The 17,743-nt window shown below is 67.7% G+C and carries 15 protein-coding genes and 1 pseudogene; 6 read left to right on the top strand and 10 right to left on the bottom strand.

Features of this window, described 5'->3' with window-relative positions:
• Positions 1-4 precede the first annotated feature (4 nt).
• The gene (locus tag ACIBG5_RS09070; RefSeq protein ID WP_396390996.1) at positions 5-628 is read left to right on the top strand and encodes a class I SAM-dependent methyltransferase; all 624 of its coding nucleotides are present in this window, start codon (positions 5-7) and stop codon (positions 626-628) included.
• Positions 629-656: 28 nt separating this feature from the next.
• Here ACIBG5_RS09070 and ACIBG5_RS09065 read toward each other — a convergent pair whose 3' ends face one another.
• On the bottom strand, positions 657-1,313 hold the full coding sequence (locus ACIBG5_RS09065) for a winged helix-turn-helix transcriptional regulator (RefSeq protein ID WP_396390995.1): 657 nt from the start codon (positions 1,311-1,313) through the stop codon (positions 657-659).
• Between the two features lie 49 nt (positions 1,314-1,362).
• Between ACIBG5_RS09065 and ACIBG5_RS09060 the strand changes: the two genes are divergently transcribed.
• Together ACIBG5_RS09060 and ACIBG5_RS09055 are read left to right on the top strand one after the other, a co-directional pair.
• Positions 1,363-1,800, top strand: coding sequence for a pyridoxamine 5'-phosphate oxidase (locus tag ACIBG5_RS09060; protein WP_396390994.1), 438 nt, complete (start codon positions 1,363-1,365; stop codon positions 1,798-1,800).
• Between the two features lie 211 nt (positions 1,801-2,011).
• Positions 2,012-5,602, top strand: a pseudogene (locus tag ACIBG5_RS09055) (discoidin domain-containing protein).
• A gap of 14 nt (positions 5,603-5,616) precedes the next feature.
• Here the strand turns inward: ACIBG5_RS09055 and ACIBG5_RS09050 are convergent.
• The 8 genes from ACIBG5_RS09050 to ACIBG5_RS09015 all read right to left on the bottom strand — a co-directional run bounded on the left by ACIBG5_RS09050 (position 5,617) and on the right by ACIBG5_RS09015 (position 14,392).
• The gene (locus ACIBG5_RS09050; RefSeq protein WP_396390993.1) at positions 5,617-6,033 is read right to left on the bottom strand and encodes a MarR family winged helix-turn-helix transcriptional regulator; all 417 of its coding nucleotides are present in this window, start codon (positions 6,031-6,033) and stop codon (positions 5,617-5,619) included.
• Between the two features lie 70 nt (positions 6,034-6,103).
• On the bottom strand, positions 6,104-7,975 hold the full coding sequence (gene asnB / locus ACIBG5_RS09045; RefSeq protein ID WP_396390992.1) for an asparagine synthase (glutamine-hydrolyzing): 1,872 nt from the start codon (positions 7,973-7,975) through the stop codon (positions 6,104-6,106).
• 60 nt (positions 7,976-8,035) lie between these two features.
• Positions 8,036-8,494 (bottom strand): hypothetical protein, encoded by a 459-nt coding sequence (locus ACIBG5_RS09040; protein WP_396390991.1) that lies wholly within the window; start codon positions 8,492-8,494, stop codon positions 8,036-8,038.
• An 827-nt stretch (positions 8,495-9,321) separates the two neighbouring features.
• Positions 9,322-10,074, bottom strand: a complete 753-nt coding sequence (locus tag ACIBG5_RS09035) for a DUF222 domain-containing protein (protein WP_396390990.1) — start codon at positions 10,072-10,074, stop codon at positions 9,322-9,324.
• Complete coding sequence (locus ACIBG5_RS09030) at positions 10,071-10,448, bottom strand: hypothetical protein (RefSeq protein WP_396390989.1); 378 nt, start codon at positions 10,446-10,448, stop codon at positions 10,071-10,073. The genes ACIBG5_RS09035 and ACIBG5_RS09030 overlap by 4 nt, the downstream gene beginning before the upstream one ends.
• A 200-nt stretch (positions 10,449-10,648) precedes the next feature.
• Positions 10,649-11,389, bottom strand: a complete 741-nt coding sequence (locus ACIBG5_RS09025) for a hypothetical protein (RefSeq protein WP_396390988.1) — start codon at positions 11,387-11,389, stop codon at positions 10,649-10,651.
• A gap of 384 nt (positions 11,390-11,773) precedes the next feature.
• Positions 11,774-13,708: an acetate--CoA ligase gene (gene acs, locus ACIBG5_RS09020; RefSeq protein WP_396392026.1), complete on the bottom strand. Its 1,935-nt coding sequence runs from the start codon at positions 13,706-13,708 to the stop codon at positions 11,774-11,776.
• A 246-nt stretch (positions 13,709-13,954) separates the two neighbouring features.
• Entirely contained in the window at positions 13,955-14,392 is a 438-nt protein-coding gene (locus ACIBG5_RS09015) for a MarR family winged helix-turn-helix transcriptional regulator (protein WP_396390987.1), read from the bottom strand.
• 122 nt (positions 14,393-14,514) lie between these two features.
• On the opposite strand from ACIBG5_RS09015, the gene ACIBG5_RS09010 reads away from it, so the two are divergent.
• Both ACIBG5_RS09010 and ACIBG5_RS09005 read left to right on the top strand, forming a co-directional pair.
• Positions 14,515-15,189, top strand: coding sequence for a sugar isomerase domain-containing protein (locus ACIBG5_RS09010; RefSeq protein WP_396390986.1), 675 nt, complete (start codon positions 14,515-14,517; stop codon positions 15,187-15,189).
• A gap of 6 nt (positions 15,190-15,195) precedes the next feature.
• Positions 15,196-15,771, top strand: coding sequence for an AAA family ATPase (locus ACIBG5_RS09005; protein ID WP_396390985.1), 576 nt, complete (start codon positions 15,196-15,198; stop codon positions 15,769-15,771).
• Here the strand turns inward: ACIBG5_RS09005 and ACIBG5_RS09000 are convergent.
• Entirely contained in the window at positions 15,756-16,514 is a 759-nt protein-coding gene (locus tag ACIBG5_RS09000) for a GntR family transcriptional regulator (protein ID WP_396390983.1), read from the bottom strand. The genes ACIBG5_RS09005 and ACIBG5_RS09000 overlap by 16 nt on opposite strands.
• A gap of 211 nt (positions 16,515-16,725) precedes the next feature.
• On the opposite strand from ACIBG5_RS09000, the gene ACIBG5_RS08995 reads away from it, so the two are divergent.
• The gene (locus ACIBG5_RS08995; protein WP_396390982.1) at positions 16,726-17,673 is read left to right on the top strand and encodes a glutathione S-transferase family protein; all 948 of its coding nucleotides are present in this window, start codon (positions 16,726-16,728) and stop codon (positions 17,671-17,673) included.
• The last annotated feature ends 70 nt before the right edge of the window (positions 17,674-17,743 follow it).

Genomic DNA, 17,743 nt, shown 5'->3' with positions numbered 1-17,743 from the left:
ACCCATGGACGGTCTGAAAGGCCTTCTCAAGCATGTGCGCGCCTACGTCCTGCTGCAGCGCATCGTCGGCGCCGACCGCTTGCGATATCGCTGCATCGAGGAGATCCAGCCGGGTGAAACCGTCCTGGACATCGGCTGCGGTCCCGCGTACTACTTCCCGCGTCTGCCCCAGCCGCTGAACTACCACGGGTTCGACACAGATGCGCCGTACATCGACTGGGCCAAGGAGCACTTCGGCGGTGAGAACGCCAGTTTCCATTGCGGCAACTTCGACGAAACCGCTGCCCGATCGCTGCCGCCGATCGATGTGGTGCTGCTGCTCGGGCTGCTGCACCACCTGTCGGACGAGCAGTGCACACATCTGCTCAACCTGGCCGCGAGCGTGCTGGGCCCCGGCGGCCGGGTGATCAGCCTCGACACCTGCTTCGAGCCGAACCAGGGCCGGATCTCGCGGTGGATGTCGGCGAACGACCGCGGCGAATACGTCCGGGAGCCGCCGGCGTTCGAGAAGCTCGCCCTGCAGTCCTTCGGCCAGGTCGAGGGCAAAGTGATCGATGATGCCACCCATGTTCCAGCGAGCTACTGGATGATGAGGATGACTGCGCCGAGCCGACCGTGGGCCGAATAGAGGGCCGGCTCCCCAGGAGCCGGCGCTGTCATTCGATCCTGAATGTCGCCGCGAAGACGTCCAGCTCCGCGGCGGTTGCCTGCTTGCCGACGATCCCCTCAGCGAGGGCCTTCGCGCCGTCGATCGCTCCGGTCAGCAGCGGGGTGAGCGGCGCGAGGGCCTCGACCACGACCAGGTTGGACGGCACCGGCTCGGAGAAAGACCCAGGCTCCGCTGTCAGCGTCGAGCCCGAACACGTCGCATGGATGACGATCTCGCCGAAGCGCAGTTCATAGGCGAGCTTGCCCATCCCCCGCTTCAACGGGTGGTACGTCGATCGCAGCGCCATCACCAGCGAGTCCGCGGTGGCGATCTCACCCGGCCGCAACTCGCCGAGCGATCGCGCTCCCCACCGGCCGAGCGCCAGTACGACCGTGTCCAGCTCCAGCCCGTACGGCGTCAACTCGTAGACGATCGCGCCCGACGGCCGCGGCTGCACCCGGCGCTCCACCAGGCCCGCGCTCTCCAGCTCCTTCAGCCGGGTGGCGAGCACGTTCGTCGGGATCTTCGGCAGCCCCGCCCGCAGGTCCGTGTACCGCTTCGGGCCGACCAGCAGGTCCCGGACGATCAGCAGCGCCCAGCGCTCCCCGACGAGCTCGAGCGCCCGGGCCACCCCGCAGTACTGCCCGTAGGTTTTCGTCGTCATGACTTCAGTCTACTTGACAGAGTCTACTTGCTTTTTGCAAGCTTGCTGCATGGCGATCATGAACAGGCAGCAGCGCGAGGAGTTCTTGGCCGGGCAGCACATCGGGGTGGTGAGCGTCGGCCGCACCGACGGTCTGCCGCCGACCACGGTGCCGACCTTCTATGCCTACGAACCAGACGGCGCACTCACCATGTTCACCGCGACCCAGGGCCGGACCCCTGCCCGGATCGACGCGATCAAAGCCGCCGGCGTGATCACGTTTCTGGTGCAGGAGGAGACCTGGCCGACAAAGTACGTCACGGTCGAGGCGACGCTGGACTCCGTCACCCGGCCGACCGTGGAGCAGATGCTGACCATCCTCCGCCGCTACATGCCGGAGGAGGCCGCGCAGCAGTTCGCCCACAGCGAGGTCGACAACCCAGACAGCACGATCACCCTCTTCACCTTCACCCCGTCCCGCTGGTTCTCCGCCGACAACTCGGCCTGACCCGCGCCGGGACAGCGCTCCGCCATGCAGACGCGGCGGCGGTTCCTGGGCACGGCGATCCACCAAGCGTCACGAACCGTTGACGCTCGGCTAGCCATGCCGTAACAATGGGCCAGCGCTGCGCAAGAAACGAGCAAAACCAGAGCAAGTTTCCGACTTCGCGCCGCGGCTACTCCCCTGCGTCCTCACCACCCGCCCACCAGGAGAGGCCATGCGAATCCCGAAGTGGCGGCTGCCAACCGCCTTGCTCGCCGCGAGTCTCGCGCTCGCGGCCGCCCCACTTGTCCACCCGACCCCGGCCGGCACCGCGGCTGCCGCCGTACTCGCCGGACCCAACCTCGCCGCCGGCAAGGCCGCGTCGGCCAGCAGCAGCACCCAGACGTACGTCGCGCCGAACGTGACCGACGGCAACCAGGGCACCTACTGGGAGAGCGCGAACAACGCGTTCCCGCAGTGGGTCCAGGTCGACCTCGGCTCGTCCGTCGCCACCAACCAGGTCATGCTCAAGCTGCCGACGTCGGGCTGGGACGCCCGCAACCAAACCCTCGCGGTCCAAGGCAGCACCGACGGGCAGAACTTCAGCGACCTGTCGGCGTCGGCCGTCCGCGCGTTCAATCCGCCCAGCAACACGGTGACCATCGACTACGGCACCGCGACCACCCGCTTCGTCCGCATCCGGATCACCGCGAACACCGGTTGGCCGGCCGGGCAACTGTCCGAGCTCGAGGTCTACGGCCCGGCGACCGGTGACACCCAGGCTCCCACCGCCCCGGGCAACCTGGCCCTCACCGAACCCGGCGCCGGCCAGATCCGGCTCAGCTGGAACGCCTCCAGCGACAACGTCGGAGTCACCGGGTACGACGTCTACGCCAACGGCCAACTGCGCACCAGCGTGGCCGGCACTGTGCTCACGTACACCGACAACCAGCCCGCCAGTACGACGATCTCCTACTTCGTCCGCGCGAAGGATGCTGCGGGCAACCAATCGCCGGACAGCAACACCGTGACCCGGAACGGCAGCTCGGGCCCGGGCAGCAACCTTGCGGCCGGCAAGCCGATCACCGCCTCCGGGTACGTGCACATCTTTGTCCCGGCCAACGCCAACGACGACGACGTGACGACGTACTGGGAGGGCAACGCCAACCCGGCCACGCTGACCACGGAACTCGGGTCGAACGCCGACCTCAGCTCGATCGTGATCCGGCTCAACCCGGACTCGGCGTGGGGACCGCGGACGCAGACGTTCTCGATCCTCGGGCGGGAGCAGAGCGCGTCCGGGTTCACCACGATCGTGCCGAGCGCGTCGTACAACTTCAGTCCGGCGAGCGGGAACAGCGTGACGATCCCGGTCAGCGCACGAGTGGCCGACGTACAGCTGAACTTCACCGCGAACACCGGCGCCCCGGCCGGCCAGGTCGCCGAACTGCAGGTGATGGGCGTACCTGCTCCGAATCCGGATCTCACCCTGTCGAACGTGTCGTGGACGCCGACCTCACCGGTCGAGACCGATGAGGTCGCTGTCCGCGCGACGGTCAACAACACTGGTACGGCGGGCTCCACTGCGACTGACGTGAACTTCTACCTCGGCTCCGGCAAGGTGGGAACGGCGGCTGTAGGAGCACTCGCAGCAGGAGCATCGACAACGGTCAGCGCATCGATCGGGGCGCGCGACGCCGGCAGCTACGCACTGAGCGCCAAGGTCGACGAGTCGAACGCGATCATCGAGCAGAACGACGGAAACAACACCGCGAACGCCTCCGGCCCGCTGGTGGTGACTCCGGTCGCCAGCTCGGACCTGATCGCGTCCGCGGTGAACTGGACGCCAAGTAACCCCTCGGCGGGTAACAGCGTCGCCTTCTCGGTCGCGCTGAAGAACCAGGGCAGCGTCGCCTCCGCGTCCGGCGCTCACGGGATCACGCTGACCGTGCGCAACGGAAGCACAGTAGTCGCCACCCTGACGGGCAGCTACAACGGCTCGATCGCTCCCGGTGCGACCACCGCCGCTGTTGCTCTAGGCAATTGGACGGCCGCGAACGGGCGATACACCGTGCGCGTCATACTCGCCGACGACGCCAACGAACTGCCGGTGAAGCGGACCAACAACACCAGCGAGCGTCCGTTCTTCGTCGGTCGCGGCGCGAACATGCCGTACGACCACCTCGAGGCCGAGGATGCCTCGGTCGGCGGCGGCGCCACCGTGATCGGGCCGAACCGCACCATCGGCGACCTGGCCGGCGAGGCGTCCGGGCGACGCGCGGTGACGCTGAACTCGAACGGTTCGTACGTCGAGTTCACCACCCGGGCCAGCACGAACACGCTCGTCACCCGGTTCTCCATCCCGGACTCGGCCGGTGGTGGCGGCATCACCTCGTCGATCAACGTGTACGTGAACGGCAGCTTCCACAAGACGTTGCCGCTGACCTCGAAGTACTCCTGGCTGTACGGCGCCGAGGCCTCGCCGAACAACTCACCAGGCTCGGGTCCCGCGCGGCACATCTACGACGAGGCGAACGTCATGCTGGACTCGACGTTCCCGGCCGGGACGAAGATCCGGTTGCAGAAGGATCCGGCGAACAGTACGACGTACTCGATCGACTTCGTCGACACCGAGGCCGTGGCACCGCTGGCGAACCCGGGCGCCGGGTTCGTGACGCCAAACGGGTTCACCCAGCAGGACGTGCAGAACGCGCTCGACCGGGTGCGGCAGGACAGCGCGCTGCAGGGTGTCTATCTGCCGCCGGGTGAGTACCAGACATCGTCGAAATTCACCGTGTACGGCAAGGCTGTTCGCGTTTCCGGCGCCGGTCCCTGGTACACCCGCTTCGTTGCGCCGCAGAGCCAGGCGAACACCGACGTCGGCTTCGACGCGCAGTCGTCGGCGAACGGGTCGACGTTCAGCGGATTCTCGTACTTCGGGAACTACGACAGCCGCAACGACGGACCAGGCAAGGTGTTCAACTTCGCCGGTACGTCGGACATGACCATCGACAACATCTGGGCGGAACACCAGATGTGCCTGTACTGAGGCGCGAACACCGACAACTCGGTGATCAAGAACTCGCGCATCCGGGATTCCTTTGCCGACGGCATCAACATGACCAACGGGTCGGCGGGCAACACCGTCAGCAACAACGACGCCCGGTCCACCGGGGACGACAGTTTCGCGCTCTTCAACGCCACCGACAGCGGTGGTGGTGAGGTCCGGGACAATGTCTTCGAGAACCTGTCCGCGTCGCTGACCTGGCGGGCCGCCGGGTTCGCGGTGTACGGCGGGACGAACAACGTCTTCCGCAACCTGTACGCGGCGGACATGCTCACCTACCCGGGGATCACGATCAGCTCGCTCGACTTCGGCATCCCGATGAACGGGTTCGGTGCGACGCCGCCGACGCGGTTCGAGAACGCCAGCGTCGTACGGTCCGGCGGGCATTTCTGGGGCAACCAGACGTTCCCGGCGGTGTGGATCTACTCGGCGACGAAGATCTTCCAGGGAATCCGGGTCAGTGATCTGGACGTGGTCGATCCGACGTACTCCGGGATCATGTTCCAGACCGACTACGTCGGCGGGTCGCCGTTGTTCCCGGTCGCGGACACGGTCTTCACCAACACCACGGTGTCCGGCGCGCACAAGTCCGGCGACGCCTTTGACGCCAAATCCGGCTTCGGCATCTGGGCCAACGAACTCCCCGAACCCGGCGAGGGCCCGGCCCGAGGCGCCGCGACCTTCACCAATCTGACCCTCACCGACAACGCAGTGGACATCCGCAACACCACGTCAACCTTCACCCTCACCCGCAACTGACCCGAAGAGTTGGGTCAGAGGTCGTCGGCTATTCGAGCGAGGGCTTCGCCGGCTTTGAGGACCAGCGCCTGGTCTTCTTCGTTCAGCCGGTGAAGCAGGTTGCCGAGTTCGGCAGCCGCCTGCTGGCCGGAGGCCTCGACGGTGGCAGCGCCGGCTTCGGTCAGGACGACGGCGGTGGCGCGGCCGTCGACGGGGTCGGGCTCGCGACGGACGAGCCCGGCCTCCTCGAGGGAGGCGACCGTGGTGGTCGCGGTCGGCTGCGAGCACGGCACCCGGGTCGCGATCTCACCGATCCGGATGGGTTGCTCATCGGCGACCAGCATCAGCGCGAGGAACTGCGTCGGATGCAGGACTGCCGTCGTCCTGCTCCGGCGCAGGTGCCGCACGATCCGGTGCATGCTCACCAGCAGCTGCAGGGTCTCCTGTGCCATTGCGATCACCTCCGACGAGAGGCGCCAATCGTGGCACAGCTAGATAAGGATCTCCTAAGGATCGGTCCGGTCAGGTCAGACGGAGGTCAGGTTGATAGAGGTCCAGCCAGGTCGCGAGTGACAACGTTTGCTCGAGATGCCGGCGTCCCCGGGCTGCCGCCTCGGCCGTCGTGAACGGCTCGAGAGCGTTCCGGTCGACCAGATCGAACACAGCGTGTTTGTCCGCCAGCAGACCGCGCACCTGACCCGCCAGCGCGTCGGCGTACGCCGGGTCCTGGGTCTGCGGGTACGGCGACTTCTTGCGTTCGGCGACCGACTCGGGCAGGACGTCCCGGGTGGCGGCGCGGAGCAGGCTCTTCTCCTTGCCGTCGAAAGTCTTCAGCGACCACGGGGTGTTGTACACGTACTCCACCAGCCGGTGGTCGCAGAACGGCACCCGCACCTCCAGTCCGACCGCCATACTCATCCGGTCCTTGCGATCGAGCAGGATCCGCACCATCCGGGTCAGGTGCAGGTAGCAGATCTTCCGCATCGTCCACTCGTCGTCGGACTCCCCGTCGAGCCGTTCCACCTCGGCGACGGCCTCGGCGTACCGATCGCGTAGGTGCCCTCCGAGGTTGAGTGCCTTCCGCAGCTCGGGCCGCAGTACGCTCACCGGCCCGTCGCCGCGCCGCGTCATCATGTACGCGATCCACGGGAAGATCGGTATCTCTCGCACTGCCGGGTCGTGGAACCACAGGTAGCCGCCGAACACTTCGTCGGCCGACTCGCCGGACAGTGCGACCGTGGACTGCTCGCGGATCGCCTTGAACAGCAGGTACAGCGAGTTGAAGATGTCCCCGCCGAACGGCGCGTCGTTGGCCCGGATCACCTTCCGCCGGATCTCCGGATCGGTCAGCACAGAGTTGTCCAGCACGATGTCGGAGTGCTGCGACTTGACCAGGTCCGCGACGTCATGCACGTACGGCGTGTCCGGAGTACTCCGGAGATCGTCCGGCCGGAAGTTGTCCGCGTGGCCCGCGAAGTCGACCGCGAAACTGCGGACCTTGCGGCCGTCCTCGGCCAGCTGACCGGCCGCGAGCCCGGTGATCGCGCTGGAGTCGAGTCCGCCGGACAGCAGTACACAGCGCGGTACGTCGGCGACCAACTGGCGGCGGGTGATGTCGTCGAGCAGTTCACGCACCTGCGCGACGGACGTGTCCTGGTCGTCGGTGTGTGCCTTGGTCTGCAGCCGCCAGTAGTGGTTGGCGTGGATCCCGGCCCGGTCGACAGTGACGACAGTGCCCGGCTCGACCTCGGACATGCCGGCCCACAGCGAGGCGCCAGGGGTCTTCGACACCGTGAGCAGTTCGCGCAGCCCGTCGATCTCGACCGCGGGGGTCACGTTGGGGTTCGCCAGGATCGCCTTCGGCTCCGAGCCGAACAGCACGCCGTCGGCGGTCGGGTAGTAGAAGAACGGCTTGATGCCCATCCGGTCGCGGACCATCACCAGGGTCTCGATCCGCGGGTCCCAGATGGCCAGCGCGTACATCCCGTTCAGCCGCTCGGCGAACGCCGTACCCCACTCGGCATAGGCACGCAGGACGACCTCGGTGTCGGAGTCGGTGCTGAACGGGTGCCCGCGGCGGCGGAGCTCGTCGCGCAGTTCTGTGTAGTTGTAGACCTCACCGCTGTAGACCATGCCGAGGGTGACCTGGCGGCCTTCCGCGGTGAGGTGCGTGGTCATCGGCTGCTCACCGCCCGGGAGGTCGATGACGGCCAGTCTTCGGTGCCCGAGGGCGACGTGCGCGGCGTACCAGGTGCCTCGTGCGTCCGGTCCGCGACACGACATCGTCTCCGTCATCGCGTCGATCACGTCGTGCTCAATGCCCAGATCGTGCCGGTAGGCCACCCATCCGGTGATGCCACACATCGTCGTCGCGCTCCTCTCCAGGAGATACATTCAATTCCAATGTATTTCTGACGATGTGTGATCACAACGGGCGGATCCGTGACTGATCTCTCACACGTTCGCGGCGAGTACTCCGAGCGCGAACGCGAGTCCGGTGAGCCCGAGCATCGTGGTCGCGAGGACGACGAGCCGTCGTTGCAGCGCGGGCAGTTCTGCCGCGGTCGCGAAAACCCGCTGGGGCCAGTGCCGCCAGGAGACGTACCAGAAGATGCCACTGGCACCGAGTAGCAGCACGGCCTTGATCGCATGGATCCACCAGTGGTCGTGGTCGTGGTCGTGGTCGTGGTCGAGCAGCAGCAGTACGACGCCGGTCACCGCGATCGCCCCGATCAGCCCGACCACCTTCCATCGATTGCCCGAGGCAATCACCGCGGTCAGCGTCTCCCGCCCCTCCTGATCGGGCCCGAAGTACCGCTTCAGCTTCGGCTGCACCACGAACAACGAGTAACCCATCCCCCCGACCCAAGCCGCCGCGAGTCCCGCATGAATGATCGCGACGACGGCAGTCATGCCCGGCAGCCTAAGCGCATCCCGGTGCAAGCGACGCCTGGAGATCGCGGGCACGGCCTGCGGACTCCTCGCTGACCGACGACGCTCGCACCCGAGCGGCTTCGCGGGCTCCTCGACCGGAGTCTCCTCCGCCGGGGCGGCCTCGTCGCCGTACTGACGAAGGAGAACCCTGAGCTGGCCGAGCTGCTCGAGAAGCTCGCCGAAGGGGCATGCCGTCGAGGACATGGAGTCGCTGGCATGGGAGTCGCCGGCATGGAGTCGCTTGCGCCCGTGCTGGTCGACGAAATGGAACTGCAACTACTGACCGACCAGGCAGCACCTGCGACTCTCAGTCCGCGTGCCGGCTGCGACGGGGGCGAGCGGCGCGGGCGGCCTCAGGTGAGCGGCGCGGGCGGCCTCAGGTGAGCGGCGCGAGCGGCAAACGTACGTGCTCGACCGGCTGGGCAGGACGGCGGTGGATCGCAGGAGGTCCCGGCCGACGCAGCCCCGTGCACGAGAGGCAAACAACTCGGCGGCACGGATTGGTTCGCCGGAACGGATTGGTGACGACAGCACGGATTGGTTCGCCGGCACGAGTCGGTTCGCCGGCACGGATTGGTGACGACAGTGCACGTCCACCCGATCGTCAGAACGGCGGCGGATCGGCGTTGGCTGCCCGCTGACCCGGCGCCATGGACGCGGGACAAGGCAACTCGGCGGCGCGGGTTGGTTCGGCGGCGCGGGTTGGTTCGCCGGCACGGGTTGGTTCGCCGGCACGGGTTGGTTCGCCGGCACGGGTCGGTGACGACACGGGTTGGTGACGCCAGTGCACGTCCACCACCCGATCGTCAGAACGGCGGCGGATCGGCGTTGGCTGCCCGCTGACGCGGCGCCGTGGACGCGGCACAGGGCAACTCGGCGGCGCGGGTTGGTGTGGCGGCGCGGGTTGGTTGGGTGGCTGGTGGTTGGGTGGCTGGTGGTTGGGTGATGGGGCCGCGGGCGGGTGGGACGGTGGTGTAGCGGTGGCCGCTGGGGGTGGTGAGGATGATGGTCCCGTCGGGGTGGCTGGTGGTGGTCCAGCCCCAGGTGGGGGTGTCTTTGATGACGTGGTGGTATTCGCAGTACGGCGCGAGCCCGCTGAGGGTGGTCATGCCGGATCGCGCGAAAGGCGTGAGGTGGTCGCGGTCGCAGTCGCGGGAGGTGCGGTTGCAGCCGGGCCAGGCGCAGACGGGGTGGCGGGCGAGCAGGGTTTCGGTGACGAGCGTGCCGGGGTCGTGGCGGGCGGTGGAGGCTTCGAGGACGGTGCCGTTGGTGGGGTCAGTGAGGAGTCGTCGCCAGGTGCCGTCCGCGGCGATGCGGCGAGCCATCTCGGCGGGGATGGGGCCGTAGCCGGTCAGCTCGGCCGGGTCGTTGTCGAGGCCGAGCAGGGTGGTCGCCGGGACGACGACTTCGATGTGGGGTCGGCGGCGGTGCTGGTCGGGTAGGCGGCGGCCGAGCCAGTCCAAGCCGTTGTGGAGGATGTGTTCGAACAGGTCAGCTGCGACGTCGGCGCGGCGCTGCTCGGCAGTCCGGGCGTCCTTCGATGCCGCATCACCGTTCACGCCACCCTCGTCAGGGCGTGGCTGACCATCGCCTCGGCCCGCAGCACCCTCGTCAGAGCGTGGCTCAGCATCGCCTCGGCCCGCAGCACCCTCGTCAGAGCGTGGCTCAGCATCGCCTCGGCCCGCAGCACCCTCGTCAGAGCGTGGCTCAGCATCGCCTCGACCCGCAGCACCCTCGTCAGAGCGTGGCTCAGCATCGCCTCGACCCGCAACACCCTCGTTGGTGCGTAGCTGACCATCGCCTCGGCCCGCGGCACCCTCGTCAGGGGGTGGCTCGGCATTGCCTCGGCCGGCAGCACCGTCTTGCCGCGCCTCACCACGTCCCGCGCATGCGGGACCGTCCGGCCGCGTGAGGTGGCCCGGATCGGCGACACCAGTGGTGTTCGGGTTGCCGGGCGTGGGGTCGGTGGTGGGGGTGCCGCGTTTGGCGAGGGTGGCCATGGCTTGGATGGCGATCCAGATTTGCTGGATCTTGTCGCTGGTGTGGACGATCCACAGGCCGGCCATGCCGTTGGGCAGGGGCACGATCTTGCAGGTGCGGTCGGTGGTGGCGGCGCGGTGATCCTCGGCCATTTCACGGGTGGTGTGTTTGGCGACCTGGCGGCGCAGCGAGTGCTGCAGGTTCCGGTGGGTTTGGCCGGGGGCGCGTTTCAGGACGTGTGCCTGCACCGCTTGGGCGGCGGGGTCGGGCAGTTGGCTGGTGGCCTCGGAGATCGCCAAGGCCTTGCCCCAGGTCAGGGCCCCGCATCGCAGTGCGGTGTGGGTGGCCGACAGGGTCGAGGTGAGCCGCAGGGCGGTGTCGACGCGGCGGCCGACCGACGGTATTCGGCGACAGCCCGAGGGCCAGGGCGATCTCGGCGTACCAGGAACGCTCGGGGTCGATCGGGCGGCCGTTCGTGTCGAGTTGGGTCGGGCGCGGAGATTCGCGGTGTTCGGCCTGGCGTTGGCGGTAGAAGGAGGCCATGGCGGTGGCCTTGATCGCTTCGGCCCAGCTGGTCAGGCGGTCGGCGGCCTTCATCAGTTCGATCAGGGCCATCGGTGACATGGCTTCCGGACGGGTCTGTTCCAGCGCGCTGGCGAGGTCACCGCCGGGCGGCAGCAACACCCAGGGCGGGGCACTGCGGCGCAGCAGTTCCCGTTCGGCCTGGTCTTGGTCGTGGCCGTCCCACAACTCCCATTCGAGGGTGTCGACGCGGGAGAACCGGTTGCGGCCGAGCAGGACGTCGAGTTCGGCATCCCACTCATCTTGTTCACTGACGAACCGCGGTCCATTCGGATCGTCAGGATCCGCAGGGATGTCGAGGTCCTCCGGCACCGCTACATCGCACGGCCAGTCGAGGTCATCGGCGATGACCTGTCCGCTGCCGACCGCCTGAGCAATCCCTGTCATGCGACTACATTAGAACAGATGTTCGACATCATCAAATCCGCCGGCCGCGGCACGCCGGCGCGAATGTCGTTACAGGGTTGACGATCCGGTGAATCAGTTGCTGATAGCAATCATCTCGGGTGAATGGGTCGGCCGGCTCTGTAGACAGCTTTCTGGCGGATGGCGCGGACCCATGAATGCGGACCCATGTATTCGGAACCCCATGTATTCGGTGGCGTGCAGCGGAGGAGTGGCTGCGTAGGACGCTGGGGATGAACACGTGCGTGAGCCCTCGGGATGACCCGAGGGCTCACAGGCAGAGCAGCAGTCTTAGTCTTCGTCGGATTTGCCGGATTCCAGATTGGCCTTGATGAGGTCCATGACGGTGGAGTCGGCGAGGGTGGTGACGTCGCCTACCTCGCGGTTTTCGGCGACGTCGCGGAGCAGGCGGCGCATGATCTTGCCGGAGCGGGTCTTGGGGAGCTCGGCGACGACCATGATCTGGCGCGGTTTGGCGATCGGGCCGATCTCCTTGGCGACGTGGTTGCGGAGCTCCTGGACCACGTCCGGTCCACCGTCGCCCGCCTCCGAGCGAAGGATGACGAAGGCGGCGATCGCTTGGCCGGTGGTCGGGTCGGAGGCGCCGACGACTGCGGCTTCGGCGACCTTCGGGTGTGAGACCAGGGCGGACTCGATCTCGGTGGTGGAGAGGCGGTGGCCGGATACGTTCATCACGTCGTCGACCCGGCCGAGCAGCCACAGGTCGCCGTCCTCATCCTTCTTCGCACCGTCACCGGCGAAGTAGACACCCGGCCAACGTGACCAGTAGGTCTCGACGAACCGGTCGTCGTCGCCCCACAGCGTGCGCAGCATGGCCGGCCACGGCTTGGTGATGACGAGGTAGCCGCCGGAGCCGTCCGGTACCGACTTGCCCGCGTCGTCGACGACGTCGACGCTGACGCCCGGGATCGCCTTCATCGCGGCGCCCGGCTTGCCTGCGGTCACGCCAGGCAGCGGCGAGATCATGTGCATGCCGGTCTCGGTCTGCCACCAGGTGTCCACGACCGGCGCCTTGTTGCCGCCGATGTTCTCGCGGTACCAGATGTAGGCCTCCGGGTTGATCGGCTCGCCGACCGACCCGATGACCCGCAGCGTGGACAGGTCGAACTTCGCCGGGATTTCGGCGCCCCACTTCATGAACGTGCGGATCGCGGTCGGCGCGCAGTACAGGATCGAGACCTTGTACTTCTGGACGATCTCCCACCAGCGGCCCTGGTGCGGGGTGTCAGGGGTGCCTTCGTACAGCACGGAGGTGGTCGCGTTCGCGAGGGCGCCGTACACGATGTAGCTGTGGCCGGTGACCCAGCCGATGTCGGCCGCGGTCCAGTACACGTCGGTGTCCGGCTTGAGGTCGAAGACGCCCCACTGCGTGTACGACGTACCGACCAGGTAGCCGCCGGTCGTGTGGAGGATGCCCTTCGGCTTGCCCGTGCTGCCGGACGTGTACATCACGTAGAGCGGGTGCTCCGCGTCGAAAGCCTCAGGTGTGTGGTCCGCAGACTGCTTGCCGACGAAGTCTTCCCACCACAGGTCGCGGTCCTCGACCATGGCGGTCTCCTGGCCGGTCCGCTTCACCACGAGCACATTGCGTACGTCGGGGCAGTCCACCAGCGCGGCGTCCACCGCGGGCTTCAGCGCCGCCGGCGCTCCCCGGCGGTAGCCGCCGTCGGAGGTGATCACGACGCGGGCGTCGCAGTCCAGGATCCGGCCCTTGAGCGCGTCCGCGGAGAAGCCGCCGAAGATGACCGTGTGCGGGGCACCGATCCGGGCGCAGGCGAGCATCGCCACCACGGTCTCGGGGATCATCGGCATGTAGATGGCGACGATGTCACCGGGCTGGACGTTCAGTTCGAGCAGCGCGTTGGCGGCCTTGCTGACCTCGTCCTTGAGCTGGGCGTAGGTGATCTCCCGGGTGTCGCCGGGCTCGCCCTCGAAGTAGTACGCGACCTTGTCGCCGAGGCCGTTCTCGACGTGCCGGTCGACGCAGTTGTACGCCGCGTTCAGCTTGCCGTCGGCGTACCACTTCGCGAACGGCGCGTTGCTCCAGTCCAGCGTCTCGGTCGGCTCCACCGACCAGGTCAGGCGCTTGGCCTGCTCGGCCCAGAACCCCTCGAAGTCGGCGGCGGCGCGGTCGTAGGCATCGGCCTTGACGTTCGCGTTGGCGGCCAGGTCCGCGGGCGGCTCGAACCTGCGCTCCTCGTGCATCAGGTTCGACAGTGCCTCGGACTGGGGTGACTCTGCATTCGTCACGTCGACGACTCCTCCTCGCTGGCTTCGGCGCGCTGGAGCGCCCGGTTACCTTTCTACCAACCGCAGACCCCGGCGCGGAACCGGTGTATCGCCGAGCAGTCCCCGATCTGCGCCGAAGAGGACCAATTCCGGGCCGGACGGTGGGTCACGGGCGGTGAGTCACTGGTGGTGCGTCACTGGTGGTGCGTCACTAGTGCTGGGTCACTGGTGCTGGGACAGGACGCGGGCGAGCAGGGTGGTCAGGCGTTTGCGGTCCGTCGGGGACAGCGCGGCGAAGATCTCGTCCTGGGCTTTCGCGACCAGCGTCGTGAGGCGTTTGTGCCGGCGGCGGCCCGAGGCGGTGATGGTGATGATGTTGCGGCGTCCGTCGGCGGGGTCCGGGGTACGCTCGACGTACCCTTCGTCGACCAGTTCGTTGAGGGCGGCAACCACGTCGCTGCGGTCGATGGCGGTGTGCCGGCCGAGCGTCGCCTGACTGGCGGGGCCGAACTCGACCAGCGTCGCGAGCAGGCGGAAGTGGTACTGCCGCGCTCCCGCGGCCGCGAAGGACTCGGTCACGATCCGTTGCGCGTGCGCCGCGCTCTGGGTCAGCAACCAACTGGGCGTCTGTAACAACACGCTGGGCGTCTGCTCGTCCACGGCCCGGAGTCTATCCGTTGGCCGGTCCTACGATTCCAGTCCGGAAGAGTGCCGGAAGAGTTCCGGAAGAGGTCCAGGTGAGTTCCTGGTGGAGCCGTCGTCGGGTCGGTAGGTTCGGCGTCATGGCTGGGGCTGAGGAGTACATGGAGAAGGCGTTGGACGTCGCGCGGCGGGCGGCGGAGACGCAGGTCGGGGCGATTCGGGTCGCGGCGGGTCTGGTGGTCGAGGCGACGCTCGCGGGGCGGGTGTTCTGGGTGTTCGGGACCGGGCACAGCCACCTGATCGCCGAGGAGTTGTACGGACGGGCCGGCGGGTTGGCCGACGTTCGGGCGGTGCTCGAGCCCGGGCTGATGCTGCACGAGGGGTTGCAGAAGAGTTCGCTGCTCGAGCGGCTTCCCGGGCTGGCCGACGTACTGCTGGAGATCAACGAGATCGCCGCGGGTGACGTCGTACTGATCGCGTCGAACTCGGGGCGGAACGCCGTACCGGTCGAGTTCGCGCTCGGAGCGCGGAAGCGTGGTGCGTTGGTGATCGCGCTGACGTCGATGGCCCACACTACGGCGACGACGTCGCGAGCACCGGGTGGTCAGCGGCTGTTCGAGACCGCGGACGTGGTGATCGACAACTGCGGCGTGCCGGGTGACGCGCTGATCGAGGTCGACGGCAGCCCGGAACGGACCGGCGCCACCTCGACGATGATCGGCGCGCTGCTCGTGCAGGCGCTGACGGTGGAAATCGTCACCAGGCTCACCGCCGCCGGCGAGACCCCGAACATCCTCCGCAGTCTGAACGTCTAGCAGGCCATGAGCGATGTCAGGCAGTTTCTCCTGCAGATGTCGGGCGTTCCGGGCTCCGGCAAATCCACGATCGCGCGACACGTCGGTGCCCGGTACGGCGCGATCGTCGTGGATCTCGATGTCATCAGGAGCGCCGTTCTCGATGGTGGCGTGCCGGCCGAAGGAAGTGGCAGGGCCGCCTACCCAGTCATGTATGCGTTGACTCGGAGCCTCGTGGATCAGGGGTTCAGCGTGGTGATCGACAGCCCTTGCCAGTACGAGGAGATCATGGCGACGGGCCGGGAGATCGCCGATGAGCGCGGTGTCGCCTACAAGTACGTGGAATCCCGTACGGACGATCTCGCGGTGATCGACAGTCGACTCAGAGCCAGAGTCCCGATGCGAAGCCAGCGTCGAGGCGTCGGCCTGCCGCCGGTCGATCTCGGCGATGCGGACGCCGGCGGCGAGCAGGGGTTTCGAGGGTGGCTGCACCTGACGAAGCGGCCGACGCAGGGGTATCTGCAGGTGGACGCGACGGAGCCGATGGACCTGATCCTCAAAGAGGTCGAGGCCTACCTCGAGCTCGGTCAGGTGGCGCGGTAGGCCACCGTGATGTCGTAGCGGTCCGAGCGGTAGACCGAGCGGCCGAATTCGATCACCTGATCGTTCGCGGTCCGCGGGGCCGAGGTGATGATCAGGCACGGGGTGGTCGAGTCGATCTCGAGCAGCTGGGCGTCGATCGGGTCCGGTGGAGCCGCGACGATCGACGCGGACACCATCCCGAGGGCGACACCCCAGCGTGACGACAGCACGCCGTACAGGGACTTCTCGGTGAAGTCGACCTCGTCGAGGCCCGGCCATCGCCGCAACGACAGTGCCGTGCGCTCGACTGCCATCGGCTCGCCGTCCGCGGTCCGCAGGCGGACCAGGTGCAGCACCGGGGTACCGACCGGCTCCTCCAGCTCGCGGGCCAGCTCCTCGCCGGCCGCGCCGACGCGGTGCTCGAGCACCTTGGCGCCCGGCGTGATACCGCGGTCGATCATGTCCTGGCTGAACGACGACGCGAGGATCCGGGTCGGCCGCGGCTCGGCAACGAAGGTGCCACCGCCGGGACGACGGGCGGCCAGTCCTTCGGCCACCACCCGGTCGACTTCCTGGCGCACCGTCATCCGGGCCACGCCGAACCGCTCCGCCAGCACGCGCTCGGACGGCAGCACCGTACCGACGGCGAGCGAGCGGGTGAGTTTCTCCAGAATCTCGCGAATCTGGTCACCCTTCGGGCGATCGGTCCGAAGCTCCGTGGGGAGTTCGGCGAGATCGCCGGGGTTGTTCCGTGGGCGGGCCATGAGCTCAGTATCCCTGGGAATGTGCCCGGCAAACCGGTTGCCGGGGGGCGCGTGCCGCGGTCGTGGTCCTGATCGTTCGAGCTGCTCCGGCCGACCGCGACGGCGCTGTCCCGGACGACCTTGTCAGCCAGACTGTAACGTCAGTTACCGGCTCACGGCCAGCGACCGTCCGCGGCCGGGCGATTCCAGCGCCGGGGGTAGTTTTACCGTTATGAGCCCCGCACAGTTCGTGAAGGAAAGCTCAGTGTCCGGCGAATGGAAGCGCCAGGGCAACCGATTCACCGGCCGGATCACGCGCGATGCTGCCGCCGGTCCGGGCGAGGGTCCCGACGACCAGGACCGCTGGCCGGTCGAGCCTGGCCGGTACCGGCTGGTGGTCAGCCTGGCGTGTCCGTGGGCGCACCGATCCGTGATCGTGCGCAAGCTGCTGGGCCTGGAGGATGCGATCAGCCTGGCGATCGTCGACCCGATCCGGGACGAGCGCGGCTGGCGGTTCACCCTCGATCCGGACGGGCGTGATCCGGTGCTCGGCATCGAGTTCCTGGCCGACGCGTACCGGCGGACCGATCCGACGTACGAGGGTCGCGTGACGGTGCCGACGATCATCGACACCGTGACCGGTTCGGTCGTCACGAACGACTACCCGCAGATCACGCTCGACCTCTCGACCGAGTGGACAGACCACCATCGCGAGGGTGCGCCGCAACTGATCCCGGCGGATCGCGCCGAGATGGACGAGCTCATCGAGGACATCTACCGGGACGTGAACAACGGCGTGTACCGCTGCGGCTTCGCGACCACGCAGGAGGCGTACGAGGCGGCGTACGACGCTCTGTTCGCGCGGCTCGACGTACTCGAGGAGCGGCTGGCGGATCGGCCGTACCTGCTCGGCGACACGCTGCGCGAGGTCGACATCCGGCTGTTCACCACGCTGGTCCGCTTCGATGCGGTCTATCACGGTCACTTCAAGGCCAACCGCAACAAGCTGACCGAGTTCCCCAACCTCTGGCCGTACGCCCGGCGCCTGTACCAACTCCCGGCCTTCGGCGACACCGTCGACTTCGACCAGATCAAACGCCACTACTACCTCACCCACGACAACATCAACCCGACCGGCATCGTCCCCAAGGGCCCCGACCCCCGCGTCTGGACCACCTGACCGGGCGGCTCACGAGGTAGAATCCAGCTTCGGGTGTGCCGGGAAGTCTGGTCGGCGTTCGTCCGAGTGA

This window comes from Kribbella sp. NPDC050241 (genome assembly GCF_044459685.1).
Classification (GTDB): Bacteria; Actinomycetota; Actinomycetes; order Propionibacteriales; family Kribbellaceae; genus Kribbella.
This window is presented reverse-complemented; position numbering and strand designations above follow the sequence as displayed.

Bases quoted from the DNA above. Each gene is read 5' to 3' on its own strand.
- ACIBG5_RS09070 (WP_396390996.1), top strand. From the start codon at position 5: ATGGACGGTCTGAAAGGCCTTCTCAAGCATGTGCGCGCCTACGTCCTG.
- ACIBG5_RS09065 (WP_396390995.1), bottom strand. From the start codon at position 1,313: ATGACGACGAAAACCTACGGGCAGTACTGCGGGGTGGCCCGGGCGCTC.
- ACIBG5_RS09060 (WP_396390994.1), top strand. From the start codon at position 1,363: ATGGCGATCATGAACAGGCAGCAGCGCGAGGAGTTCTTGGCCGGGCAG.
- ACIBG5_RS09050 (WP_396390993.1), bottom strand. From the start codon at position 6,033: ATGGCACAGGAGACCCTGCAGCTGCTGGTGAGCATGCACCGGATCGTG.
- asnB (WP_396390992.1), bottom strand. From the start codon at position 7,975: ATGTATCTCCTGGAGAGGAGCGCGACGACGATGTGTGGCATCACCGGA.
- ACIBG5_RS09040 (WP_396390991.1), bottom strand. From the start codon at position 8,494: ATGACTGCCGTCGTCGCGATCATTCATGCGGGACTCGCGGCGGCTTGG.
- acs (WP_396392026.1), bottom strand. From the start codon at position 13,708: ATGCACGAGGAGCGCAGGTTCGAGCCGCCCGCGGACCTGGCCGCCAAC.
- ACIBG5_RS09010 (WP_396390986.1), top strand. From the start codon at position 14,515: ATGGCTGGGGCTGAGGAGTACATGGAGAAGGCGTTGGACGTCGCGCGG.
- ACIBG5_RS09005 (WP_396390985.1), top strand. From the start codon at position 15,196: ATGAGCGATGTCAGGCAGTTTCTCCTGCAGATGTCGGGCGTTCCGGGC.
- ACIBG5_RS09000 (WP_396390983.1), bottom strand. From the start codon at position 16,514: ATGGCCCGCCCACGGAACAACCCCGGCGATCTCGCCGAACTCCCCACG.
- ACIBG5_RS08995 (WP_396390982.1), top strand. From the start codon at position 16,726: ATGAGCCCCGCACAGTTCGTGAAGGAAAGCTCAGTGTCCGGCGAATGG.